General features: G+C 37.8%; 23 protein-coding genes and 1 other RNA gene. 2 read left to right on the top strand and 22 right to left on the bottom strand.

Annotated elements, in window-relative coordinates:
• Window positions 1-134 precede the first annotated feature (134 nt).
• The 7 genes from ADI86_RS01640 to ADI86_RS01670 all read right to left on the bottom strand — a co-directional run bounded on the left by ADI86_RS01640 (window position 135) and on the right by ADI86_RS01670 (window position 6,327).
• A complete protein-coding gene (locus ADI86_RS01640) occupies window positions 135-824 on the bottom strand; it encodes a response regulator transcription factor (protein ID WP_049531505.1) in 690 nt (229 codons plus the stop codon).
• An 11-nt stretch (window positions 825-835) separates the two neighbouring features.
• The gene (gene gndA, locus ADI86_RS01645) at window positions 836-2,260 is read right to left on the bottom strand and encodes an NADP-dependent phosphogluconate dehydrogenase (protein ID WP_049531506.1); all 1,425 of its coding nucleotides are present in this window, start codon (window positions 2,258-2,260) and stop codon (window positions 836-838) included.
• A 75-nt stretch (window positions 2,261-2,335) separates the two neighbouring features.
• The gene (gene mapZ, locus ADI86_RS01650; RefSeq protein WP_049531507.1) at window positions 2,336-3,733 is read right to left on the bottom strand and encodes a cell division site-positioning protein MapZ; all 1,398 of its coding nucleotides are present in this window, start codon (window positions 3,731-3,733) and stop codon (window positions 2,336-2,338) included.
• A gap of 12 nt (window positions 3,734-3,745) precedes the next feature.
• The gene (locus tag ADI86_RS01655; RefSeq protein WP_049531508.1) at window positions 3,746-4,903 is read right to left on the bottom strand and encodes a THUMP domain-containing class I SAM-dependent RNA methyltransferase; all 1,158 of its coding nucleotides are present in this window, start codon (window positions 4,901-4,903) and stop codon (window positions 3,746-3,748) included.
• Between the two features lie 84 nt (window positions 4,904-4,987).
• An RNA gene (gene rnpB / locus ADI86_RS10715) (RNase P RNA component class B) lies at window positions 4,988-5,368 on the bottom strand.
• Window positions 5,369-5,388: 20 nt separating this feature from the next.
• Window positions 5,389-5,730, bottom strand: a complete 342-nt coding sequence (gene gpsB / locus ADI86_RS01665; protein WP_000200644.1) for a cell division regulator GpsB — start codon at window positions 5,728-5,730, stop codon at window positions 5,389-5,391.
• A 69-nt stretch (window positions 5,731-5,799) separates the two neighbouring features.
• Complete coding sequence (locus ADI86_RS01670; RefSeq protein ID WP_000179549.1) at window positions 5,800-6,327, bottom strand: DUF1273 domain-containing protein; 528 nt, start codon at window positions 6,325-6,327, stop codon at window positions 5,800-5,802.
• A gap of 66 nt (window positions 6,328-6,393) precedes the next feature.
• Between ADI86_RS01670 and recU the strand changes: the two genes are divergently transcribed.
• Window positions 6,394-6,990, top strand: a complete 597-nt coding sequence (gene recU, locus ADI86_RS01675; protein WP_000248774.1) for a Holliday junction resolvase RecU — start codon at window positions 6,394-6,396, stop codon at window positions 6,988-6,990.
• Complete coding sequence (pbp1a, locus tag ADI86_RS01680; protein ID WP_049531509.1) at window positions 6,987-9,179, top strand: penicillin-binding protein PBP1A; 2,193 nt, start codon at window positions 6,987-6,989, stop codon at window positions 9,177-9,179. The genes recU and pbp1a overlap by 4 nt, the downstream gene beginning before the upstream one ends.
• Before the next feature lie 141 nt (window positions 9,180-9,320).
• Here pbp1a and ADI86_RS01685 read toward each other — a convergent pair whose 3' ends face one another.
• The 15 genes from ADI86_RS01685 to cps2T form a co-directional block, all read right to left on the bottom strand.
• Entirely contained in the window at window positions 9,321-11,300 is a 1,980-nt protein-coding gene (locus tag ADI86_RS01685; protein ID WP_049531510.1) for a peptide ABC transporter substrate-binding protein, read from the bottom strand.
• A gap of 202 nt (window positions 11,301-11,502) precedes the next feature.
• Window positions 11,503-12,606, bottom strand: a complete 1,104-nt coding sequence (gene glf / locus ADI86_RS01690) for a UDP-galactopyranose mutase (protein WP_049531511.1) — start codon at window positions 12,604-12,606, stop codon at window positions 11,503-11,505.
• 59 nt (window positions 12,607-12,665) lie between these two features.
• Window positions 12,666-13,517, bottom strand: a complete 852-nt coding sequence (rfbD, locus tag ADI86_RS01695) for a dTDP-4-dehydrorhamnose reductase (RefSeq protein WP_049531512.1) — start codon at window positions 13,515-13,517, stop codon at window positions 12,666-12,668.
• Between the two features lie 65 nt (window positions 13,518-13,582).
• Complete coding sequence (gene rfbB, locus ADI86_RS01700) at window positions 13,583-14,632, bottom strand: dTDP-glucose 4,6-dehydratase (RefSeq protein WP_049531513.1); 1,050 nt, start codon at window positions 14,630-14,632, stop codon at window positions 13,583-13,585.
• A 12-nt stretch (window positions 14,633-14,644) separates the two neighbouring features.
• On the bottom strand, window positions 14,645-15,238 hold the full coding sequence (locus ADI86_RS01705; RefSeq protein WP_049531514.1) for a dTDP-4-dehydrorhamnose 3,5-epimerase family protein: 594 nt from the start codon (window positions 15,236-15,238) through the stop codon (window positions 14,645-14,647).
• Window positions 15,239-16,108: a glucose-1-phosphate thymidylyltransferase RfbA gene (gene rfbA / locus ADI86_RS01710; protein WP_049531515.1), complete on the bottom strand. Its 870-nt coding sequence runs from the start codon at window positions 16,106-16,108 to the stop codon at window positions 15,239-15,241. It abuts the gene before it with no gap.
• A gap of 56 nt (window positions 16,109-16,164) precedes the next feature.
• On the bottom strand, window positions 16,165-17,265 hold the full coding sequence (gene glf / locus ADI86_RS01715) for a UDP-galactopyranose mutase (protein ID WP_049531516.1): 1,101 nt from the start codon (window positions 17,263-17,265) through the stop codon (window positions 16,165-16,167).
• Window positions 17,266-17,285: 20 nt separating this feature from the next.
• Window positions 17,286-18,284 carry an acyltransferase gene (locus tag ADI86_RS01720; protein ID WP_049531517.1) on the bottom strand — a complete coding sequence of 333 codons (999 nt, stop codon included), beginning with the start codon at window positions 18,282-18,284 and terminating at the stop codon, window positions 17,286-17,288.
• Window positions 18,281-19,702: a flippase gene (locus tag ADI86_RS01725; protein ID WP_049531518.1), complete on the bottom strand. Its 1,422-nt coding sequence runs from the start codon at window positions 19,700-19,702 to the stop codon at window positions 18,281-18,283. The genes ADI86_RS01720 and ADI86_RS01725 overlap by 4 nt, the downstream gene beginning before the upstream one ends.
• Before the next feature lie 49 nt (window positions 19,703-19,751).
• Window positions 19,752-20,918, bottom strand: a complete 1,167-nt coding sequence (locus ADI86_RS01730) for a hypothetical protein (RefSeq protein WP_049531519.1) — start codon at window positions 20,916-20,918, stop codon at window positions 19,752-19,754.
• Between the two features lie 124 nt (window positions 20,919-21,042).
• Complete coding sequence (locus tag ADI86_RS01735; protein ID WP_049531520.1) at window positions 21,043-22,071, bottom strand: glycosyltransferase family 2 protein; 1,029 nt, start codon at window positions 22,069-22,071, stop codon at window positions 21,043-21,045.
• 12 nt (window positions 22,072-22,083) lie between these two features.
• A complete protein-coding gene (locus ADI86_RS01740; RefSeq protein ID WP_049531521.1) occupies window positions 22,084-23,061 on the bottom strand; it encodes a glycosyltransferase family 2 protein in 978 nt (325 codons plus the stop codon).
• 18 nt (window positions 23,062-23,079) lie between these two features.
• On the bottom strand, window positions 23,080-24,081 hold the full coding sequence (locus ADI86_RS01745) for a Stealth CR1 domain-containing protein (protein ID WP_049531522.1): 1,002 nt from the start codon (window positions 24,079-24,081) through the stop codon (window positions 23,080-23,082).
• Between the two features lie 19 nt (window positions 24,082-24,100).
• The gene (locus tag ADI86_RS01750) at window positions 24,101-25,252 is read right to left on the bottom strand and encodes a glycosyltransferase family 4 protein (protein ID WP_049531523.1); all 1,152 of its coding nucleotides are present in this window, start codon (window positions 25,250-25,252) and stop codon (window positions 24,101-24,103) included.
• 2 nt (window positions 25,253-25,254) lie between these two features.
• On the bottom strand, window positions 25,255-26,427 hold the full coding sequence (gene cps2T / locus ADI86_RS01755) for a beta 1-4 rhamnosyltransferase Cps2T (RefSeq protein WP_049531524.1): 1,173 nt from the start codon (window positions 26,425-26,427) through the stop codon (window positions 25,255-25,257).
• Window positions 26,428-26,464: the final 37 nt, after the last annotated feature.

The following is a 26,464-nucleotide window of genomic DNA, read 5'->3' on the forward strand; positions in this document are numbered from 1 at the left end:
TAAAATCAGTACTATATGCCATAGCTTTATTATAACACGTATTTTATAAACTAAGCGACTATATCTGGTATTCAGGAATTCCTGCTACAGATAGTATAGAGCTCAAAAAGCAGTTACATAACTGCAACTGCTTTCTATTCTTGCATAGTGTAACCAACACCACGCACTGTTTTGATGTAGCTTTTTTGACCTTTTACATCAAGCTTGCTACGTAGATAACGGATATAGACATCCACGATATTGGTTTCTGTCGCACTTTCATACTTCCAGACACTTTCCAACAACTGCTCACGAGTCAGAACTTTCTTGCTTCCCATAAGAGTGGCCAAAAGATCATACTCACGGCGCGTCAGAGCAATCATCTCCTCGCCACGATAAACGGTATGATGTTCTACATCCATACGCAGATTGCGGTAAGACGTTGGAACCTTCATCTGACTACAGTGTTGATCGATAAAGTCCCGACCTCGGAAAATCGCTGAAATACGAGCTACCAGATTCTCAATAAGCACTGGCTTATAGATGTAAGAAACGGCAAAGCGTTGGATTGTCTCAATCTGATCTTGCAATTCTTCACGATGGTCCAAGACCATGATCACTGAGGCTGACTTAGTCCGACTCAGCTTGTCTGCAAAATCCTGGGCTGTCATATCCCCCAGATGAGCATTCAATAAAATCAAGTCATAGTCTGTCTGAAGAGCCATGGAGAGGGCTTTTCCCCCCTCCTCAACCTGATCAACTCGGTATTGCTCTTTTTGGAGTTCCAAACTTAAAAAATGAGCTAGATTTCGTTCTTTCTCAAGTAATAAAATCCGTTTCCCCATGGCAGACCTACTTATTTTTCGTCATACCAAGAGTAGTGGAAGGTTCCTTCTTTGTCTTTACGTTGGTAAGTGTGGGCACCAAAGTAGTCACGTTGCGCTTGGATCAAGTTAGCTGGAAGGTCAGCTGAACGGTAGCTATCAAAGTAAGTAATAGCTGCTGAGAAAGTTGGCACTGGCACACCAGCTTGAACGGCAAGAGCTACGATATCACGCACTGCTTGTTGGTACTTAGCAGTAACATCCAAGAAGTACTCATCCAAAAGAAGGTTGGCAAGGTCTGCATCACGGTTGTAGGCATCTGTAATCTTTTGCAAGAAACGAGAACGGATGATACAGCCATCGCGCCAGATAGAAGCGATGTCTGCAAATGGCAAGTTCCAGTTGTTTTCTTTAGAAGCTACACGCAATTGAGCAAAACCTTGTGCGTATGAAATGATTTTTGAGAAGTAAAGGGCTTGACGGATTTTTTCAATCAATTCAGCCTTGTCTCCTTCAAATTTGAAGGCAGCTGGTTTTGGAAGAACCTTGCTAGCATGCACACGTTCTTCTTTGTAAGTTGAAATGTAACGTGTAAATACTGACTCAGTAATCAGTGACAATGGTACACCAAGGTCAAGAGATGATTGGCTAGTCCATTTACCAGTTCCCTTATTACCTGCAGCATCAAGGATGTAGTCTACGATTGGTCCATCTTGACCTTCATCGTCTTTACGGCTCAAGATATCAGCTGTGATTTCGATCAAGTAGCTGTCCAATTCACCCTTGTTCCACTCAGTAAAGATTTCAGCCATATCTTCTGCAGAAAGGCCTAGCAAGTGTTGCATAAGATCATAGCTTTCTGCGATCAATTGCATATCACCATACTCAATACCGTTGTGAACCATTTTCACATAGTGACCAGCTCCATCAGGACCGATGTAAGTCACACATGGTTTGCCATCTTCTGGTGCTTTAGCTGAGATTTCTTCAAGAACATCCGCAACCAATTCGTAAGCTTCTTTTTGTCCACCAGGCATGATAGAAGGACCTTCAAGGGCACCTTTTTCACCACCAGAAACCCCAGTACCGATAAAGTTAATACCTGAGTTTGCCAATTCTTCATTACGACGGATGGTATCTTTGTAGAAAGTGTTTCCTCCGTCAATCAAGATATCACCCTTGTCAAGGTGTGGAAGAAGGGCTTGAATAGTAGCATCTGTACCAGGTCCAGCTTGAACCATCAGCATGATACGACGAGGTTTTTCGATTGAGTTTACAAAACTTTCAACGTCATAGCTTGGTACAAAGTTCTTTTCAGGATGGCAAGCAATCACATCTTCAGTTTTTTCTTTACTACGGTTGTAAATAGCAACTGTGTAACCACGAGATTCAATATTAAGGGCAAGGTTACGACCCATTACGGCCATACCTACGACACCAAAGTTAGCTTTTGTCATTTGACACTCCTCTTGTTTAATTTGTTTTATTTTATCATTTTTACTTTTGAAAAGAAAGAATTTTGTAACGACTACTTAGTAGTCCAAGTCATCCGCATGTCCAGAACCATTTCCAACAAAGTATCCTGTCTTACAGTTAAGGGTAAAGAGATAGGTTCCATCTGGCTTGTAGAGATTGTAATAACCATTACCATTAACGATATTGACACGTTCGAGGATGTATTGGTTACCAGTGATATAACCACGTGAACGTGAAGTCGCTAAAATTTGTTCCAAAACACCAGCCGCGAAATCCCAGGCAGAGTTATTGCTATCATCTACAGCTGATTGATTGAACGGTACACGACTTGAAGCTCTCTGGAGGTTAACTCCAGAACTTGATAAACCGCCATGGCTATCATCTCGCGTAGAAACTGAATTGTTTGATGAGGCGCTTGAAGACGGACTAGTGTTACTTGTAGTACTCTCTGTAGAAGAGTTTGTACTTGCTTGACTAGAGCTACTAGTTTGACCTGAGCTTGAGCTAGACGTACTAGTTTGCTGGCTCTTACCAAGGCTGATAGCCTTATCTAGCACTTTATCAATCTCCGTATTCCCAGTTTTGATATCCGTAAATTTAGCGTCCGATTTGGCTTTGGCATTGGTATCCAAAACACCATCAACAATAGCTGGTTTTTCAAATTGTGCATTGACATCTTGGATTGCCTTGATTTGCGTTGCTAGGCTATCATACTTAGATTTGGCAAGCGTATGTTCACGACTACCTTCCAGCTTATCAAGCAAGGTCTTGAGTTGACTCAGTTTATCAAACTGGCTATTCTTCAAAGCCGTTTTATTGCTGTCTGTGTAGAAGGCGTCATAAAGTGTATTAAAATCATCCACATCTGATTGATTGGCTGTAGCTGATTGAGCAGTTTGAATTTCCTGTGTTGAGCGAGTAACTTGACGGTAAACATAATAACCAGTTCCAAGGATAAGAACCGCTAGCGCTGCTAGGATCCCGTAAATCAACCATTTCTTCTTACTTTCTCCATCTTCACTATCCGTTACTCTAGAAAATGTTGGAACTTCTTCCTCTCCAAACAATTGTACTTCTTCAGTCTCAAATTCTTCGACAGGGGGAACTTCTGAATCGCGTGTGAATTCTAAATCATCGAACTGATTCAAGTCATCTTCCTGTACTGAGGACTCAACTTCTGTCTCCTCCCGAATCTCTTGGATAAGATCATCCAAACTCTGCGTTTCGACTAATTCCTCCTTTTTGTATTGGCGAGTCGCAAACTTATCCGCCTCAATTTCATCTTTGTGTTGCTTGACATACTTATCTAAAATGGAGTCCTCAGGCAAGACCCCTGCTTCTACTTCTTCATTTTTACGAATAGCTTGACCAACTGTTAACTCTTTTGCTTCATCAAAATCAAATCGCGGTTCTTGTCCTTCATTTTTATGACGATCCCGTCTTTTCTTAGTCATGAATTTACCTTCCTACTTTACTTCTTGGCGTTTGACACGCTGCCCAAAATATTGATACAAATCAACTTTTAAGGTTCCATTGTACAACTTACGTTTCTTGTCCGCCTGGCTACCGTACTTGGTCTCAAAGGCTTCATCACTAGTTAGAATAAATTTGCTCCACGTTTTCAGCGGTGCAAATACTTGCCCCATCTCAGCATAAAGCTTGGTAACCCCTGCATCATCTGATAAACGTTCTCCATAAGGCGGATTGGAGATAATCACACCATTGATTTTATCGGAACGCAAATCCTGCACGCGCATCTGCTTAAAAGTAATGTCTCCTGCAACACCAGCTGCCTGAGCATTGGCCTTAGCAATTTCCACCATACGTGCATCGATATCACAGCCCATAATATCCAGTTCAAGCTCACGGTCTACTTTTTTAGCCGCTTCTGTACGCACTTCCTGAATCAAGCGATCGCTGACCCAATTCCATTCCTCAAAAGCAAAGAAGCGACGAAGACCTGGAGCCATCTTTCGAGCAATCATGACCGCCTCGATACAGAAAGTCCCCGAACCACATGTCGGATCAATCAAAGGCTTGTCTGGATACCAGTTAGAAAGTTGTAAAATAGCTGCCGCCATATTTTCCTTGATAGGAGCGCCACCTTTTTCGGTACGATAACCACGTTTAAAGAGGCTAGATCCTGTCGTATCAATCATGACAGTTGCCACATCTTTGAGAATAGAGACCTCAATCTTAAACTCTGGGCCATTCTCCATCAGAGGAACACCTTCTGGGCGGGCGTAGTGTTTCTGCAATTTCTTGACAACAGCTTTCTTAGAAATAGCCTGTACACTGGGCTCATTGTGAAGTTTAGATTTAACACATTTTGCTTTTGAAATCGGGAACCGAGCTCCAAGTGGTAAATAATTTTCCCAATCTAAAGCGAAAACTCCCTGAAACAGCTCTTCAAAAGTCTTAGCTGGGAACGTTCCTACGATAATCTTGATACGATCTGCTGCCCGAAGCCACAGGTTGGTTTCGATAATAGCTCTCACGTCTCCTTGAAAACGAACACGTCCATTTTCAACCTGACAATCGTAGCCCAGCTCTCGCACTTCTCGTCCTACAACAGCTTCAAGCCCTGCTGCCACAGTTGCAATTAAATTAAATTCTTTTTTCATGTTACAGTCTTGCAAGACCTTTCTATATGTCCACTTTAAAAAATGAGGTTGAGAAAATTTCTCAGCCCCAACCTATATGCAATTTTCTATAAGCCATGTTTTGTTCCAGAAGTGACTAGGACCACTTCCTTCGATAATCATCTGTCTACCACTAACAGCTCTAGCTGATAGCAGTCAGAATACTACGTTCGTTTCCGCGTACTCCATGCCCCGACCAAAATTTGGGTTGCTAGCTTGAGGGGTTTACCGCGTTCCACTCTCTCTGTTTCCAGAAAGACTCCGTCACTGTGGCACTTTCAAGCCTACTCTGGCCTATCCAAGGACTTAGCCATTTCAACTGCCGTAACGATTTCTCGTCCCTAGGCTTATGGTTTCGCCTAGCACAAACACTACAGGCATCACAGCCTGTGCTAGCATGGACTTTCCTCATGAGAAGCAATTCTCCTCACGCGATTATCCAAAAATTGCATGTAACAAGACCTGAATTACAAATCAGTATTGTCTAAAATTTGTTTACCGAATACTTCTTTTTCAAGACGATTCAAGCGTTTCAAAATATCAAAATTCGTCATAGAAGATGAAGCAGCCACATCAATTGGATCTGGGTGACTAGGACTTGGAGCCGAACTCACTTGCGGTTTACGAGTTAATTCTTCCTTCAAATCCGCAATCTCCTGACGAAGTGACTTAACCAAGGCAGCATAGGTTTCATAGTCCTTGATGACATCGTCTAAAAACTCATCAACTTCTACCTTGCTATACCCACGAACTTCACGTCCAAACTCTTGTTCAAAAATATCTTTTGCTGAAAAAATAATACTTGTCATGTCTCTCTCCATTCTCGCTTGCTAGTATTATTATATAAAAAAAGGCAAACAAAAATCAAGGTCAAAGCTTCAATTTTCGGAAAAATTTTCAGCAAGTTCATTTAATTGATCAAATGTTAATCTCTTTATAAAATAGTCCTCTTGATTTTTCATCTTTTGGTAAAAATAAGCTAGTTTCGTTTCATTTTCTTCATCATAAAAAAGATAGGAACTAGTCGTGTTTTCCAGCAAAAACTGCTGGTAATCTCTTAACTGCCCCTTGTGCTCATAGCGAGGATAAGCATATTTGACAAAGTCTACCTGCTTAAAACGACTCAGTTTCATCTGATTGCCTTCATTCCAATTTTCCCCATGGGTTTCAAAAGCAAAAATGGTGGCCAACTGGAAACCGTACTCGGTTTTCATCTCCTGAGCAACCTCTAAAACCCAATATTCAAAACCCAAACTTCCTGTAAACACAAGCCAAGACACCCCATCTGCTGCCATAGCCTCTAAATCTTTACGTATTGCTTTTTTTATCAATTTAAGACGAGGATCCTTATCAGAAAACAAACCCAAATCAAAAGCAGAATAGCCCAAAACCAAAGCTGTAGCCATTTTTAACCCTTTCTGTGCAAATTTATGGTATAATAGAGTGATGTTATTGTACCAATAAGGAGAATTATGGTCAACTATCCACATAAACTTTCATCACAAAAAAGACAACCATCTCTTTCTCAACCCAAAAATTTCGCAAATCGAGGAATGTCTTTTGAAAAGATGATCAATGCTACCAACGACTACTATTTGTCTCAGGGCTTGGCTGTTATACACAAGAAACCAACCCCTATTCAAATCGTACGAGTGGACTATCCACAACGAAGTCGTGCCAAGATTGTTGAAGCCTATTTTCGACAAGCTTCAACGACGGACTATTCTGGCGTTTATAATGGATATTACATCGACTTTGAAGCCAAGGAAACAAAACAAAAACGTGCGATTCCGATGAAAAATTTTCATCCACATCAGATTCAGCATATGGAACAAGTCCTTGCCCAACAAGGAATCTGCTTTGTCCTTCTTCACTTTTCTTCTCAGCAAGAAACCTACTTATTGCCGGCATTCGATTTGATTCGCTTCTATCATCAAGATAAGGGACAAAAATCAATGCCACTTGGATATATTCGAGAATATGGATATGAAATCAAGGCTGGTGCCTTCCCTCAAATTCCTTATCTCAATGTTATCAAAGAACATTTATTAGGTGGTAAAACAAGATGAACAAACCAACTATCCTGCGAATAGCTAAGTATGTGAGTATCTGCTTCTTAACTTTATTTATCACAGCAGTTATGCTGGGAGGAGGCATATTTCTCTATTACGTCAGCAAAGCCCCAGCCCTATCTGAGAGCAAATTAGTCGCAACCACGTCTAGTAAGATTTTCGATAGTAAAAACGAACTGATTGCCGATCTGGGCTCTGAACGCCGAGTAAACGCTCAGGCCAACGAAATTCCTACTGATTTGGTCAAGGCTATCGTATCGATTGAAGACCATCGTTTTTTCGATCATCGCGGTGTCGATACCATCCGAATTATAGGGGCCTTTTTACGTAACTTACAAAACAACTCCCTCCAGGGAGGATCTACCCTTACCCAACAATTAATTAAGTTGACCTATTTCTCAACTTCCACTTCTGATCAGACCATTTCACGTAAAGCCCAGGAAGCTTGGTTGGCTGTTCAATTAGAGCAAAAAGCAACCAAGCAAGAAATCCTGACCTACTACATCAACAAAGTCTACATGTCTAACGGTAACTATGGAATGCAAACCGCAGCCGAAAATTACTATGGAAAAGACTTGAAGGATTTAAGCTTGCCACAGTTAGCACTCCTAGCCGGAATGCCTCAAGCACCAAACCAATATGATCCATATTCCCATCCAGAAGCTGCTCTAGAGCGTCGTAACTTGGTACTTTCAGAAATGAAGGGACAGAAGTATATCAGTGCAGAACAGTATGAAAAAGCAATTAATACTCCTATCACTGATGGTCTCCAGAGCTTGAAATCAGCCAATAGTTATCCAGCCTATATGGACAACTACCTCAAAGAAGTAATCGACCAAGTCGAACAAGAAACTGGCTATAACCTTCTAACTACTGGGATGGATGTCTACACAAATGTAGACCAAGAGGCTCAAAAACGTCTGTGGGATATCTACAACTCCGATCAATACGTCTCTTACCCTGACGATGATTTGCAAGTCGCATCTACGGTCGTGGATGTAACAAATGGTAAAGTCATTGCTCAGTTAGGTGCCCGTCACCAATCAAGTAATGTATCTTTCGGAATCAACCAAGCCGTTGAAACCAATCGTGACTGGGGTTCTAGTATGAAACCAATCACTGACTATGCTCCCGCTTTAGAATATGGAGTCTATGACTCTACTGCGTCTATTGTACATGATGTTCCTTATAACTATCCTGGCACTGATACTCCACTCTACAACTGGGATCATGGCTACTTTGGAAACATTACAATCCAGTATGCTCTTCAACAATCACGAAATGTCACAGCCGTTGAGACTTTGAATAAGGTCGGTCTAGATAGAGCTAAAACCTTCCTTAATGGTCTTGGTATCGACTATCCAAGCATGTATTATGCAAACGCCATTTCAAGTAACACAACTGAATCCAACAAACAGTACGGTGCAAGTAGTGAAAAAATGGCAGTTGCCTACGCAGCCTTTGCTAATGGTGGTATTTACCATAAACCAATGTATATCAATAAAATAGTCTTCAGTGATGGTAGTGAAAAAGAATTTTCTGATGCCGGTACACGAGCTATGAAAGAGACTACAGCCTATATGATGACCGAAATGATGAAAACAGTCTTAGTTTATGGTATCGGACGTGGTGCCTACCTACCATGGCTTCCACAAGCTGGTAAGACTGGTACTTCTAACTATACTGATGAAGAAATCGAAAAATATGTCAAAAACACTGGTTACGTAGCTCCAGATGAATCGTTTGTAGGATATACTCCTAAGTATTCTATGGCTGTATGGACTGGATACTCAAACCGTTTTACTCCAATAGTTGGAGATGGTTTCCTAGTTGCTGCCAAGGTTTATCGCTCAATGATATCGTATTTATCAGAAGATGAGCAACCTGAAGATTGGACGATGCCAGATGGCCTGTTCCGAAATGGCGAATTTATCTTCAAAAATAGTACAAAAAATACTTGGAATAATCAAACTACACAACAAAGTTCACAACAAACGCAAATAGTAGAGAATTCCTCTACAACAGCTGAAAGTACAACTACACAGGCAAGTTCGACGGTTGGACAACAACCCAATAATGCTCCAGCAACTGATCCTAACCAAGGACAAGCTGGTCAAGCTGGTCAACCGACACAACCAGTACAACCAACGCCACAAAATCCACAAGTTCAACAACCACAACAGTGAGATGAAAGAAAATCCTGAGAATAAAAACTCAGGATTTTTTCTACAAAAAAATTAGCTTCATAATCTTTGAAAGTGAAGAGAGGTTTCAACTCATTTTCAATAAACCAAAAGAAGTTAGCTTACAACTAACTTCTTTTTATCTTATTTCACATGTTTTGCGAGTTCTTCTTGCGCTTTTTTATTGGATTCTGCTTTTTCTTTCATCCATTTTTCTTGAGCTTTTTGGTATTCATCTGCAGTAACTGCCTTGTCTTGAATTTCAAGGTATTTATACAAGACTGGGTCACTTGTACCTTTATTTCCTGACAATGCAAATGGTATTGTAAATGGTACCATCTTAGACAAGATTGGACGACCAGTTTTAGAAGTTGTTGGGATGATCAAAGCACTGTCGGTCAACCAAGCTTGGGCAGCAGCATATTTTTCATAGCGTTTAGCAACGTCTATAGCCTCATCACCAGCCTCAGTAACCAATTTTTCGTAGTCATATAGACCTACTTTTTTAGCAGCTACATTATCTTCCCCTGAGTCAAATCCTAAATATGTTTTAGTACTTTCTCCTACAGAAGGTTTGATAATATCGAGATAAGTTGATGGATCGGCAAAGTCTGGACCCCAACCGACATTATCTGATAAATCCCAGTCTTCGCCAGCAGCATTTTCGGCAAATAGAGTTACATTAAGCAATTCATCTTTTTGCAATTGTTGGATATCAATAATGACATTATCAGTTCCTAAAGTTGCTTCCAAGGATTGTTTCATAGATTGGACGCGCTGAACTTTTGTAGTTGCTGTTTGGTCAACAGGCATATCTAGGTGAATTGGGAATTGTACTCCCTCAGCTTGTAGAGCTGATTTAGCTTTAGCAAATTCTGCCTTGGCTTTTTCTGGATTGTAAAGACCATCTTGTGAATCGGCCAGATTCACATCCTTCCATTCATCCCCATAGGTTACTAATTTTTCTTTGACTATATCGCCAAAGTTTTTCCCATCTGCTTGAACAAATGTTGGTGGCACAAAGAGATTACGCAAGATTTTGCTTGCTCCAGTTTCTCCATTCAACTGAGAGGCATAGGCTGTACGGTCAAATCCAAAGGCAATAGCCTGACGGAAATCCTTGTTTAAGAGAGCCTTTTTAGTTGAAGTCTTTTGTTCTTCGCTAGTCTTAGATGTGTGTTTATAAGATTGACGGTCAATATTTGTCCCTACTAGATAAGTCGTAGAGTCTTGTTGCGTATAGACGATATTGTCTTTCATACTCTTCTCAAGCTCTGCGAAACTTGCACTTGTTGGATAAAGACGAGCTGCTGTAAGGCTACCATCTTTAAAGTTTTCTGCTGGTTTGCTGGTATCTTGTCCATCCCAGAATGACAATTTGACCTTGTCAATATGCACATTGTCCTTATCCCAGTAGTTCGGATTTTTCGCAAATTCAACAGAGGATTTGGTTACAATGGATTTCAACAAATAAGGACCATTATACAAGAGACTACTTGGATCCGTAGCTTTGGCAAAATCATCCCCTTTTGAATTCAAAAACTCTTCATTGACTGGCGCAAGCACACCCATGGTTGTTTTGGAATTCCAAAAAGTTTCAGGTTTGTTCAAGGTGTATTGGATTGTTTGGTCGTCAAGGGCTTTAATCCCGACTTGAGCGAAGTCTGTGATTTCACCTTTGGCATAGGCATCCAGACCTTTGATTGAATCCTGTACCAAGTAAAGGGCTTCTGCTTTCTTATCTGTTGCATATTTAAGTCCTGTTACAAAGTCCTGAGCCTTAACAGGAGCGTACTCTTCTCCCTCAGATGTATACCACTTGGCATCTTTACGAATTTTATAGGTATAAGTCAAGCCATCCTTAGAGACTGACCAGTCTTCTGCCAATGAAGGAACAAGGTTCCCGTATTTATCATTTTCAAGCAATCCATCAATCACATTACTAGTAATCTCAGAAGTTGCTGCCTTACCAGTTGTCAAATAGTTGAGATTATCTGGATGTGTCTCGTAGGTAAATGCAAAGGTCTTGTCACCTTGAGCGCCTGAACCCCCAGAACAAGCAGCTAAAACACCAGCTGCTAATAAGGTTACTCCCGCAAGAGCCAATACTTTTCTTGTTTTCATAGTATTCTCCTTTGTTTTTTTATTCATTATAGACTCTTTTTCAAGTCCTGTCAATAGAATTTTCAGAATTTTTGAAAATTATTTTTTAAACAAAAACTTTGCAAAAATATGAATAATATCAAAAAATCCCTCAACTACATTACATAGTCAAGGAATTTTTTATACTATTTCTAAATAATAACTGGGAGTCAGTTTTACTTGTTTAATCTAACTCATTTCTCACACACTGCAAGGCTGCTCCAATTACTTGGTGCATATCGTAATAACGATAGTGTCCTAAACGACCACCAAAGATAACATTCCCTTGCTCATCGGCCAATTTTTTATACGATTTATACAAATGATTATTACGATCATTATTTACTGGATAATAAGGCTCATCACCTTTTTCCCATGTTTTAGAATGTTCTTTAGTAATGATAGTCTTTGATTGATTTCCAAACTCAAAATGTTTATGTTCAATAATACGTGTATATGGAGTTTCTGCATCCGTATAGTTCACAACTGCATTTCCTTGGTAATTCTCCATATCCAGGGTCTCATTTTCAAAACGAAGACTACGATACTCTAGTTCACCCAACTTATAGTCAAAGAATTCATCAATCATACCAGTAAAAACAATCTTAGGAAAATCTTTCAGGTATTGCTCTTTATTCGCAAAGAAATCAACGTTTGTTTCTACATCAATGTTTTCATGATCCAACATTTTTTCAACTATTTGAGTATATCCACCAATCGGAATACCTTGATAGGTATCGTTAAAATAGTTGTTATCGTAGGTCAGGCGTACTGGCAAACGGCGAATGATGAAGGCTGGAAGTTCCGTAGTTGGCTTGCCCCACTGTTTCTCTGTATAGTCTTTGATTAATTTTTCGTAGATGTCTGTACCTATAAGAGAGATCGCCTGTTCTTCCAAATTTTCAGGAGTTTTGCCATTTAAAACAGCACGTTGCTCATCAATCTTCGCTTGTGCTTCTGCTGGCGTTACAACTCCCCAGAGTTTATTGAAAGTATTCATATTAAAAGGAAGGTTATAAATCTCTCCCTTATAGTTTGCAACAGGAGAATTTGTGTAACGGTTAAACTCTGCAAACTGGTTTACATAATCCCAAATCTCCTTATCAGAAGTATGGAAGATATGAGCACCATACTGATGAACTTGAATTCCTTCCTCTTCACGAGTATAGATATTACCCGCGATATGATTTCGTTTTTCAATGACTTTTACTTTTTTTCCTTTTAAGGCTGCTTCATGGGCAAAGACTGCACCAAAGAGACCAGCACCGACAACAAGATAATCGTACATCTTATGCTCCTTTGGAGTTTATCTGCCTCTTTTATTAGACTAGAAAATCATTCTACTACTTATCTCACTTCTTGTTTGTAAAATTCTTTCAAGGCATCTTGCCAAGTTGGAATGACAAATCCAGTAGCTTTAGCTTTAGTCAGGCTCATCGTTGAGTTTAGCGGACGTTTAGCTTTTGCTGGAAATTGACTGGAATCTACTGGCTTGATTTCCACATCTGTATCTTTCAAAATTTCAACTGCAAAATCATACCAAGTTGTGTCTTCTGTAGCATCATTTGACAAATGATAATAACCAAATTCCTTACGGTTTTCAGCTAGGTAGGTCATGAATTCAGCCAAGGTACGAGTCCAAGTCGGACGACCGTGCTGATCATTTACAACTGTTAAAGTCTTATGAGTTTTTGCAAGATTTTGCATGGTAAAAACGAAGTTTTTGCCATAATTTCCAAATACCCATGCAGTACGGATAATATAGAAATTAGACACATACTTCTCAACTAATTCTTCTCCCATACGCTTAGTACGACCATATTCTGTCTGTGGATCTGGTCGGTCATCAACTTCCCACTCTTGTCCAACTGGTTTCTTACCGTCAAAGACATAGTCAGTAGAAATATAAACTAAAGTCGCACCATGCTTTTCAGATGCTTTTGCGACATTTTCTGTCCCCGTCACATTGATGGCAAAATCCAATTCTTTCCCTTCATCCTCTGCTGCATCAACAGCGGTGTAGGCTGCACAGTGATAGACTAAAGTTGGTTTCACCTCTTCAAAAACCTTCTCAACCATTTCTGCATTGGTAATGTCCATCTCAGCCACATCTACTGCCACATATTCTTCATTACGTTCATCCAATAAATAACGAAGTTCAGTTCCTAATTGGCCTTTTGCTCCTGTAATTAAAATCATCTATAGCCCTTTCTAATATGTAACTCTTTCCAATATAGCAATAAAAAGCAGTTATTTCCTGCTTTTTATAATGTAATAATCTCCTGAGTCTTAGCATAATTGGCTTCAACAGCTTCTTTCTCTGCTTTCCACCATTCTTGATTATCTGCATACCACTTGATTGTTTCCTTGAGTCCAGCTTCAAAGTTAGTAAATTCTGGTCTCCAACCTAATTCATCACGGAGTTTACTGGCATCAATCGCATAACGAAGGTCATGTCCTGCACGGTCAGTCACATGATCATAGGCATCCGCAGCTTGTCCCATTTCCTTAAGGATAAGTTCCAAAACTTCCTTGTTGTTCTTCTCGCCATCAGCCCCAATCAAGTAGGTTTCACCGATTTGACCTTTTGTTAAGATTGTCCAAACACCTGAAGAATGGTCATTGGTATGAATCCAATCACGAACGTTCTTACCTTCACCATAAAGTTTTGGCTTAATTCCACTTAGGATATTGGTAATCTGACGTGGGATAAATTTTTCGATGTGTTGATAAGGACCATAGTTATTTGAACAGTTAGAAATCGTTGCTTTGACTCCAAAAGAACGCACCCAGGCTTTGACAATCAAGTCTGAGGCAGCCTTGGTTGATGAGTACGGAGAACTTGGGTTGTATTTTGTTTCAGCAGTAAATTTCTCACCTGGTCCTTCACCATGACCTGGCAAATCTTCGCGTAGAGGGAGATCCCCATAAACTTCATCTGTCGATACATGGTGGAAACGAATATCGTATTTACGTGCAGCTTCCAAAAGAGTATAGGTTCCGATAAAGTTAGTATGAATAAATGGCGATGGATCATTGAGTGAATTATCATTGTGACTCTCAGCAGCATAGTGAACGATAGCATCTGCTTGAGCTGCCAACTTGTCTACCAACTCTGCATCCGCAATGTCCCCAACAACTAACTCAACACGATCACCTAAAATTTCCTCAATATTAGCGCGGTTCCCAGCATAAGTCAATTTGTCTAATACTGTCACATGAACATCTGGAAAATTCTTGTAAACATAGTGGACAAAGTTGGAACCGATAAAACCAGCTCCACCTGTCACGATAATTTTTTTGTATTCAGTCATATTCTTTCCTTTTTACAAATCTTCTTTTTTCAAAGGTTTTACATCCTTAAGTAGTGGATGATTTTTATCTGCATCTGAAACCTCTGCTTCTGCAAGATTTTCCCATTCAATGCCAAGGCTTGGATCAGCATAGTTCACAAAGGCATACTTGGGTTTGAGTTCAAGAGCCCAGTAGTCATTGACCAAATAACTATAAGAAACTGTATCTGATAGGACTTGGAAACCATTGGCCACACCTCTAGGAACAAAGATTCCCTTACTTGCATCAATTACTGTTTGATAGGTATTTCCAAAGTTTTCGCCCTCGCGTAGATCAACCCAAGAACCCAGAACTTTCCCACCATCTGCTACAGAGAGGTACTTATCCCAAGGTTCTGCGTGGAGGCCACGGAGAACATTTTTACGTGAGAAGGATACATTGTTTTGCAATTTTCCTTCTGCAAAGAAAGACTCTGGAAATCCAAGTGGGAGCATTTTTTCCTTTTGGAAATTTTCTTTAAACCAGCCACGATTATCACCATGAACAGGGATATCAAACTCCAACATACCTGGAATTGCATCAACCTTGCGTGCTGCAAGCGTCTTTCCGAAAAAATTATCTGTCATCTATGCTTCTCCAATCAAACGGAGCAGATACTGCCCGTATTCATTTTTCTTAAGTGGTTGGGCTAAGGCCAATACATCTTCGCGACTGATATAGCCCATACGGTAAGCAATTTCTTCTAAGTTTGCTACCTGAACATTTTGCATCCGTTGGACTGTTTCGATGTACTGTGAAGCCTCTAGTAAACTTTCATGAGTGCCAGTATCCAACCAAGCAAAGCCACGTCCCATAACCTCAACCGATAAATCTCCACGATCTAGGTAAGCCTTGTTGACATCTGTAATTTCCAATTCACCACGCGGGCTTGGTTTTATATTTTTGGCAATCTCTACTACATCATTATCGTAGAAATAGAGGCCTGTAACTGCATAATTTGAACGAGGATGTTCTGGCTTTTCTTCGATAGAAATGGCGTTCATGTCTTTGTCAAACTCAACAACACCAAAGCGTTCTGGATCCTTCACGTGATAGCCAAAGACAGTCGCTCCTGAATCCTTGTTTGCTGCCTTTTGTAACATCTTAGAAAGACCAGGACCGTGATAGATATTGTCACCTAAGATCAGAGCAACGCTATCATCACCAATAAATTCTTCACCAATAATAAAGGCTTGTGCCAAACCATCTGGACTTGGTTGCTCTGCATAAGACAATTGAATCCCAAACTCAGAGCCATCTTGAAGAAGCTCTTTGAATCGATGCAAATCCTGTGGAGTGGAAATAATCAAAATATCCCTAATCCCAGCCAACATCAATGTTGAAAGTGGGTAGTAAATCATCGGTTTATCATAAACCGGCATCAGTTGTTTTGATGCAGCCCGAGTTAACGGATATAAACGTGTCCCCGAACCACCTGCTAGAATAATACCTTTCATAATGGGTTACCTTTCTTTGTTGTTGAACAATCATTAAATTGTTAAAAATGCATGTCTTAGTAACCAAACTCATCCGTTACTACACTAAGTGCACGTTCAATAACAACATGCATGTCGTAGTATTTATAGTCAGCTAGGCGCCCACAGAAGATAACTTTGTCATTTTTGGCTGCTTCTTCTTGATACTTAGCAAATATAGCATTGTTCTTTTCATCGTTGATCGGATAATATGGTTCATCTCCACGTTCCCAGTCAGCTGGATACTCACGAGTAATAACCGTCTTCGGTTGTGTACCATATTCAAAGTGCTTATGCTCAATGATACGAGTGTAAGGAATTTCACGCTCTGTGTAATTGACCACTGCATTTCCTTGGTGGTTTTCCTCATCCAAAACTTCATGTTCAAATTGGAGACTACGATACTCCAATTCCCCATGCTTATAGTCAAAGTATTGGTCGATCATTCCAGTGAAAACAACTTTTTCAGCTGATGCTTCGAGTTCTTCACGGTTAGCAAAGAAATCAACCCCAAGCTCTACTTCTACATCGCCCAACATGTTTTCAATGATGACATTATAGCCACCGATTGGAATACCTTGGTAACGGTCGTTAAAGTAGTTGTTATCAAAGGTCAAACGAACTGGAAGACGCTTGATAATAAACGGTGGAAGATCTGTTGCAGAACGTCCCCATTGTTTTTCTGTATAGCCCTTGATCAATTTTTCATAGATATCTGGACCAATCAACTTGATGGCTTGTTCTTCAAGGTTTTTAGGCTCAACATCTTTCATATCAGCCGTTTGCTCGGCAATCTTGTCCTTGACTTCTTGAGGAGTCTTTGTTCCCCACATAGCGTAGAAGGTATTCATGTTAAAGGGAAGATTGTAAAGGCTCCCCTTGTAGTTAGCCACCGGTGAGTTGATATAGTTATTGAATTCAGCGAATTGGTTAACATAGTCCCACACTTTTTTGTTGGAAGTATGGAAAATGTGGGCACCATACTTGTGGACATTGATGCCTTCAACATTTTCACAGTAGATATTACCACCAATGTGATCTCGCTTGTCAATCACTTTTACTTTTTTGCCACGTTTTGTGGCTTCGTGTGCGAAGATTGCTCCAGACAAACCTGCACCAACGATAAGATAATCGTACATAGTTAACTCCTATTAATAATTTATAATTTAACGATTCGACTTAAATAAGGAATTTTCAACAATATTCCAACTACAATGAAACTAATGCTTAACGTGAAGATGACAAAAAGCAAATGTGCTCCTGCAAAACTGAATCCTACTAGTTTCTCCCACATCTTCATAATATATGTATGTATAATAAAAACTCCTATTGTTTGATTAGAAAGCTTGATAATCCATCTGTTCTTATCTGTATTTAAATCAAACGTGAGTACAGTCAAAAAAGTTCCTAAACTTACAGCTTTTACAAGAATACTATCATAAAAATATTCAGCAAAAAGATTATGATGAATATCCTTCGCTATCGCAAACAAGATTAACGGTGAAGTAAATAGTAAAACTACGGTGATTACTTTCATCCAACTCTTAAAACATTTTTTTAAAATATCCAAATTAAATTGAGCGATAAAACCACCTAAAATATAATAGAAAAACCAAGTCCATAATCTAAACGTTTGTATAATATAAAACTGCACCGGCAATTTGACAAAATAATTTGTCAGCTCAAACATCAAACCAATAATTACTAGGAGAGTTAAAATAAGTAAATATCTATTTTTTGAATTTAGAAACTTTTTCAAAATAGGTAAACACAAGTAAATAATTATTAGAGCACCAAAAAACCAAAATTGGAAAAAATATCCTTTTTGTATCAAAGAGTCTAAAATTATTCTTATAGGATTTTTAGAAAAATCTCTCTTATATATCCAAATTATTAAAGACCAAATTGATGCTGTTATAAAAATCCAGTTTACCTTCTGCAGGATGTATGAATAGCTAATCTTATTCCTGCCCAATAGTAAATAGCCATTTACCATAAAAAATAGAGGAATTGAATAGGTACCTAAGTAATATAAATATGTTAAATAATTCCAAGATTCAGTTTCTTTAAATCCTGATATTGTAGTATGGAGTAATACAACTCCTATACAAGCCATAATTTTAAGGAAATCTAAGTTTATATTCCGTATTTTCTTCATTTCGATCGTTCTCCTATTATTTGTTTTATTTCACCCATATTTACTACTTTAAGACATATTACTGCGATAAAATAAATCAATCCTCCAAGCACCGCATAGACTAAAACATTTAGAGTTGGTGAAAAATGTAAAACTGTTTTTGAAGCTAGCAAAATGCCATACATGATAGCTGATGCTAGAACAATTTTTATCATAGATCCGATAATAGGAACTTCTTTTATGTACCTGCGGGTAAAGTATAATTGTATCGCCCATACTAACGCCTCTGTCAAAACAGAAACAATGGCTGCTCCGATATATCCAAATTTAGGAAGAAAAAGTAAGTTCAAACCTACACTGATAATTGCAGGAGCTGTTGTTGAAATCATGAATTCTTTATTTTGATTATGAGGTATCAGGATCTGAATTCCCATGATATTGGTCCAACCGATAAAGAACATACGGAATATCATAATGGCGATTGCATAACGTGCATCCTGAAAATCTTGACCAAGGAAAAATTGAACAAAATCATCATTCACAATCAGAATCCCCGCTATTATTGGAAAAATCACCAAATTATAGATAAGGAAGGACATCTCATGCATTTTATTGACTGCTTTATGGTCACCTGTTGCTAACAAATGCGCAACACGTGGTAACATTACACTTCCCAAGGAAGTTACCAAGGTCAGAAGAATATTTACCAACTTTAGAGCCTGGTCATAAATTCCTACATCTCTTGTAGAAGATAATGCTCCAAGCATGGTACGATTAAGTGTAACATACAAAGAAATTGCTATCTGAGGAAGGAATAATAATATGATGGGTTTCAAATGATGTCTAGCATATTCTATATCAAAATGCGGTCTACCGATAAACTCCCGAGCAGGTAACCACATACTTAGTTGCCCAAAAAGTTCAAATATGGTTAGCAAAAAAACATAGAGATATAGGTCATTTGCAGATTTGATAAAGAGGAAGATTGAAATGACTCCAACGAGCTTGACCGTGATATTTCGAACAGTAATCTTTCGAAAATCCTCCAACCCTTGAAAGAGCCAGGAAATGTCTAAACCTTTTGAAACTAAACTCAAGCCTAGAATGTAGGCTACTGGATTTTGCATAAAGGGAAGAGTCAGACAAAGAAGAGCATACAAGGACATAGAAAGAACTGTTGCACCTAATTGCAGAGAGTAGATTCCCCAAAAGTTTTTTTCAATTTCCTTGCGATGCTCTGAAATGACCTTGGTTCCATAGTTAGCAACTCCTAGCGTCGCCAAAAGGATAAAATAGATGACAATGGAATTGAAATAGCCGTAGGTTCCTAGGTCATCTGAACTAAAAACCCGTGTCACATAGGGAGTAGTGATAATCGGCAAGATAATCACCAGAAACTGGTAGGAGAGATTGTAGGCGTAATTTTTTAACACTTTCATAAGGATGTAACTCGTCTTAATCTTTCTTTTTAACTGGACTTAACTCATTTTATTCAATTTTGTTATCTGGATTCATAATAAACAATCTACTGATGAATAAAATTAATGGAGAGTAACGAAGAACCAACATTTGAGGATCAAACATTCCATGGATAATCATAATCCCTAAACAGGCAAGTACGATATCTTTTCGAATGGACACAAAATAACGCATCACTTTTGTCAATGCAAACAACATAAATGCACTGACAATCAAGCCATCAATAACCAATAATTGAACAAAAGAGCTATCAATATAATTATAATTACTAGCGAAATTCCCAAATATATCTAACGTAGAAAAAGAAATTCGTTGCCCAAACAAATGAACTCCAAAATTTTGAAAACCTTCTACACTAAGCCGTAGTCGATTGTGAGTGAATTCATCTACGAAGTGGAAGAGATTCCCAGATGAATAAAAACAAAAATACAAGATAATTGCTAAAGCTACAATAAAACCGTAATGCACAAGTTCCCTTGACCAGAAATTTCCAATGATAAACTTTTTTTTAAAGATTTTAATACTAAACAAAGCATAGGTTAGTATCAAAATACTTAAGTAAAATGGACTGGATGTCGAAGTTTGTTGGTACATGTAAATTGTAGCCAAAAATAAGGCCAGCAATTCCATGTAAGAAATCTTCTTCCCTCTAAACATAAGATAACTACATACCGCAAAGAACATACGTTGAGAAGCAAAGGAAACATAATTAAATCCAAGACTATAACGATAACCACTATCCGCACTCATAAACATATTGGTAATAATACCTTTTTGACTGGCATAAATTGTCAAACAAAGCACCAGGAATGTCGCCACAGAAAAAGTTTCTAATAATTTTCTAAAATCAATATCTCTAGCAGAAAAAACAAGAAATAGCACATTTATATTTAATATTCCATCACGATTTTTTGAAACTATAGACATCACTATAAAAAATACTACTACTATTAATAATTGTTTCCAATGAAATTTAAAATAATGTAGAGTTTTCGAAAAGTTTATCAACTCCTTTATTAATAGCAATAAAATAGTACAATAAAGTAGTATGCGATAAAATGATAGAAAACCGTCTAATCGAACAAAATAAGTGGTTGTGACTAATGAAGCAACAACAACCCACACAAATAGGGTAAATAAATAGATTTTTTCTGAAATAAAGCGATTGTTTTTCACAAGTACTTTCCATTCCTTTCGACTATTGTATTAGAGAAAACCAAAATAATTCAAACGTAAGATAAATAGTAATAAGGTCAGTCATATATGTTGATTCTGTAAAAATTTCGAAATATTACACGAATCAATCTTTCCTAAATCTCTCATACCCCTTAATTTTATCCATTATCCGATTGTAAATCAAACACAATTTGTATTGTTTCAACCTCAACAACTTTCTAAATACAACATAACGATTTCCAATGGAATAATCTAGCCTGCTACTATTAAAAGCCTTTGAAAATTTATTATCTTCTATTGTGGTTTTCATCAATTTTGACGCTTTATTTAAAGAGTAGGTTCCATTTAACCAAAGTGGTCCAAAGTAACGATCAATAAAAATAGTCATTGCATTTATTATGAACTTATCCTCTAGTAATTGTTTATCAGAATTATCAGGATAGATAGATAATATTTTTCTTACCTGATTCACAAATTCTACTTGACCAGCTAGATTTTTTTCGTTATAGAACATTAAACTATGCGTACCTGTTACAGTATAAAATTTTTCTGAGCTAAGTAGTACATTATCTGCATACGTAATAAAGTTAAAATTAAACAGAACATCTTCACTTACAGACAATTCTGTATTGAATCTTATCCTATTTTTATTAACTATCTCTGTCCTAAAGAACTTTCCTGCTACTCCAGGTTCAATGCCGAATTCTCCAATTCGTAACGAATTTTTAAAAACATCGATTTTTTTTTCAAAAGAAATTCTTGGTATATATAAATTGCTGGCCAAAGATTTAACATCTGTGAACAAGATATCAAAATTATTTTCTATACTTGAAAAAACATCTAAAAAGTTCTCTTCAAAAAGATCATCACTATCAACAAAACTGATAAATGTGCCTGATACCATATCCAATGCTGTGTTTCTAGCTTGACTTACACCACCATGGTTATTTCGTATCACAATTAAATTATCAAAAACAGATTTATATTCTTCCAATATAGCGACAGTATTGTCAGTTGAACCATCATCAACACAGATTATTTCCACAGAACTACTGTGTCGACCAATTGAAGCAATCAAGCTATCCATAGTTTTGGCCAAGTATTCTGAAGAGTTAAAAGTTGGCATAATAAAGCTCAACAATGATTTAGACATTTTCGCTCCTTATTAATAATTAGGTTCTACTCTTTTCCCCATACGTTGAAACACTCCATCCCAAAAACCTTTCCAAATAATTGGGAAGTTCTGTTTTAAATGTCGATGGCGAATAGCAAGCACAAGATGATGAGCAATTAGTATCAGTGGGCTTAATTGACGGACTTTCCAATTTTTTCCATAACGCTTATCAAAAATGATGTTATTTCTAATTTTATAGTAATTCCGCCAATTATATGGCTCTTCCTTTTTTACAATAGAAGGATCAACCTTTACAGCAAGTTGTCTATGTAACTGTGCCTTTGTAACAAACATAATTTCTGAATATTTTTGTAGACGTTGTGCAAAATCTGAATCATCATATTCAATAAAAAAACCACTATCAGGTATACCAACTTTACGAAGTAACGACATTTCAACAACTGGACCTTCGAATGGCATATCAACAACTTTTATAGCATCATCATTAAACGGACCATAAGTTACTGTCTTCCTCATTTCTGTCCAAAACTTATGATAATCATCGAAATCGAAGTTAGTAATTGCTCTATCGTCAAAATTTTCATCGGTACGATTCGGTATACCTACTTGAACACTTTGTAAAGCCATTTGTTCCAAAATCTTTTCTAAACAATCCGGCTCAGGATATACATCATCGTCCATAATCCATACGTAATCATAATCCAGTTTAGATATTAATTTAATACCATTTGCAAATCCCCCAGCACCTCCGAGATTTTCCTGATTATGATAATAGTAAAAACATCTTCCGTCCCTCTCTGTTTCATAAAGATGATTTTTTGCTATTTCATCACATTTCGCATCTATGTACCCTAAATCAATAAGCATTTCCTCAGTATTATCCATAGAATTATTGTTGAAGATTAATACTCCTGAAACTTCTTTTTGTTGATTTATTATACCTTCTAAAGCCTTTTGAAGATATTTTGAGCGATTGTAGGTTACTACAAGGGCACAAACTGATTTCATACTTAACTCCTTATCAATCTATAATTCAAATGAACTTTTCTCAGGAAACAGTTGATCCATCTCCTTTACAAAGTCCACTATCACTTTTTCTTCGTCTTGAATATTAAATCCATCATTGATACACATAATTTGATATTTACCAGAATTCAATAAATTCCAAAAATCTGGGTTTGCATTGTCTAAAGAAAAAAGACCTCCCAACTTAGGATTTCCAACTGCGTATTGCCCACTAGCAATTTGCCAATACTTAAAGAGCCAGACATTAGTATCAGAGGGATTTCTGAATCGGCTAGCTGAAGTTTTTTCTAAGATATCTTTTTCCTTCTCCCACACTAATTCCATAGTTGATTTTAATAGAGGATAAGGTAAGTGACTTTCCCAAAAACCACAGATAAATTTACTATTTTTATATAGTAAAGACTTAACAATATTTTTCAAACCTTGCTTAGGATCAAAAAAATATCCATTTTTTAAAATTTCATTTCGAGTAAAGTGGCTAGTAATAATTTCCATATCATTTATCTGAAAATTCCCTGTTCCATATCTCTCAGGAATAATCGGAGATAGAGCAGTATTATATCTAGGCAATCCTTCCTCTGAGAAGAAATCATCAGGTGATACGGGGGCAGTTAGATACATATCATCATTAAAAAAAACAAAATGCTCTGACAAACCTGTTATCCTATGAATGTTACTTTCAATTGGGTTAGCAGAAAAAACTGGTAAATAATCCTGACAAATAATATCTTTATGATCTACTATTACCAATTTTTCATTACTAATATTCAACCAATCTGGTCTTTGATTGTCTGTTACAAGGTAAACTTTATTTACCCAAGGTGCAAATTTTTCTACCCCTCTAAACCAGTACTTAAAAGTTCCCCACTCACGGTAGGCCTTGACTGAATTCATACTTTTTTTAGAAGTATCCACAGTCTCGGAATATTTAGCCTTCTTTTCTCGCCAAATCGGATCACTTCCATCAACCCAAGTAACTACAAAATCTATTGGAAAATTCATATTACTTCCTTAATATTATTTACTTATATTTTTTATACAACTCCGAGAAGTTCTTAATGTAACTATCTAAAGAAAACAATTCTCTTTGTCTTTCTACTGATGCTTGGCCAAATTGGTTTCTTTTCTCTGGATCCTCCACCAATTCTTGAATGACTTTTGATAGTTCTGCAGGCTGATTCGGTATAGCAAGAATTCCGTTTTTTCCTTCCTTTACCATCTCACAGACACCTCCATGACGATATGCCACTACAGGTTTGCCACAGGCCATAGCTTCTAAGACTACGGTTGGTAATGGATCTGGATTGGTACTTGGCAAGACAAAGATATCAAACATATTATAGATCTCTGTCGTCTGGCTATAATAGTCAATTCTCTTAATTTGTCCAGCTACTGGTGACTCTGAAATGGCTTTTTCCAATTCATTCACGCGCCACTCTTCACCCTCAAATGCACTACCTGCCAAAAAGGCAACTGCTTTTGGATTAGCCTTCAAGATTGGAGTCACCGATTCTAAAAAGTCACCTTGACCTTTCCAGGCATTAACTCGACCGATCATACCGATGACAAGCGCATCTTGTGCGATACCAAACTGATCACGGACGGCGTTGGCATCCATCCCATGGTAGACAGCATTGTCAACACCATTATAAATGACTTTAACTTGGTCATCTTTGACATAACGAGACTGCTTGACATGATTAGCGACGGCATTTGAAACCGTCACAATCGTATCTGCATAGCGCCCCATTAAAAAGTTGATAAAATCTGAAATTGCTTTTAGTTTGACAATAATTTCATGAACATGCCAAATCAAAGGAAGTTTCAACTTACGTTTGAGATAAATTCCCTCAAGTACTGCAGTAGTATTGTTGTGAATGAGAGTAATTCCATTTTCCTTAGCATATTTAGCAATTTGCTTTGAATAACGATTATATGAACCAAAATACTCAAGAATTCCCTTAGGATTAAAATATTTACGGCGCAAGATTGGATAATCAATAACTTTAACTTTAGCACCAACCTTTTCCAATGCACCTACTAAAATACCATCATTGGGTAAAATAACATGTGCTTCAAATTCGTCTTTATTCAAACCTTTAATAAGCTCCAACAAAACCTTGTCAGCGCCATACATTTCGGCACCAGCGTGGAGATATAAAATTTTCTGCATTTCTAACCTTTAAATAATTTTTCGTAGTCTGTAACAATCTTTTCCCAAGTGAAAGCATCCGCAATTCTTTGGCTAGATTGTTTATCCAAATCAGCAAGGGCTGACTGGTCAAGTTTTTCCACTTCTTCAATCACACCTGCCAACTCATCTTTTTTCCAATAAATGGCACTATCCTCACCAACTTCTCGGTTAAAGCCAACATCTAGCAACAAATTCAGTTTAGTTGATGCCAGAGCTTCTAAAAGCGAAGGATTGGTTCCACCAACTTCATGCCCGTGGAAGTAGGCAAAGGCATTTTCTCGAATATACTTAAGAAGCTCTTGGTCATAGACTGTACCTACAAATTTTACTCGTGGATCTTTATCAAAACCAGTTTTTGCCAACAACTGATTATAAAACTTATTCTGTTCTACATTTGTAATTAAGACAAAGTCCTTCTTAGAGTTAGACGCCAAAAAGCCACGAATCATAGATTCATAGTTGTTTTCTGGTACAAATCGCCCGACAACCAGATAATACTCATTTTCAGAAACATTCTTCTCTTTGAACCAAGAACGTACTTTTTCGTCACTACTCTTTAATGTAGAGCGTGTTGTATCTGTACCATAAGCGATATAGGTTGTTTTAGGTTGATACTGCTTATAATCTTCTTGGATATACTTTTCAATATTCTTACTATCACACACTAATAAATCTGCGTGTTTGACCATTAGACCTTCAGAAATTTTCCAGTAGCGACGAACTGGAGCACTCCACTTAGCTCGCAACCACTCATGACCATCCGGATTAACCAGAAGAGTTCCGCCTATCGCCTGGATTTTTTTCTTAATTCTATGGATGAACGGACCAATTCGACAAGCTAAAATATAGAAGATTGGATCTTCATCCTTATTTTCTTTGGCAATTTCAATAGCTCTGTTAATTGCAGCAATGTCATAGGCTATGGCTCGCGCTGGACCAATATTAGGTACATCGACGTTATAACAGATAGCACCGTTATGCTCAAAGGCATCCTCAGTAATCCCTGACTTTGCAGAGTTTTCACGCATACAAGCTACATAATATTGGATGTCCTTGTCTTGTTGAAAGGCTGTTAATTTTTCAACAAAGGTTTCAAATCCCCCATACTTAGCAGGAATCCCTTTCGACCCTACAATATAGACAGTTTTTTTCATGTTACTCCTAATTTATAGACAGAGATCACAAACAAAC

Origin of the sequence: Streptococcus pseudopneumoniae, assembly GCF_001074975.1 — a bacterium.
In the GTDB taxonomy this organism is placed as follows: domain Bacteria; phylum Bacillota; class Bacilli; order Lactobacillales; family Streptococcaceae; genus Streptococcus; species Streptococcus pseudopneumoniae_D.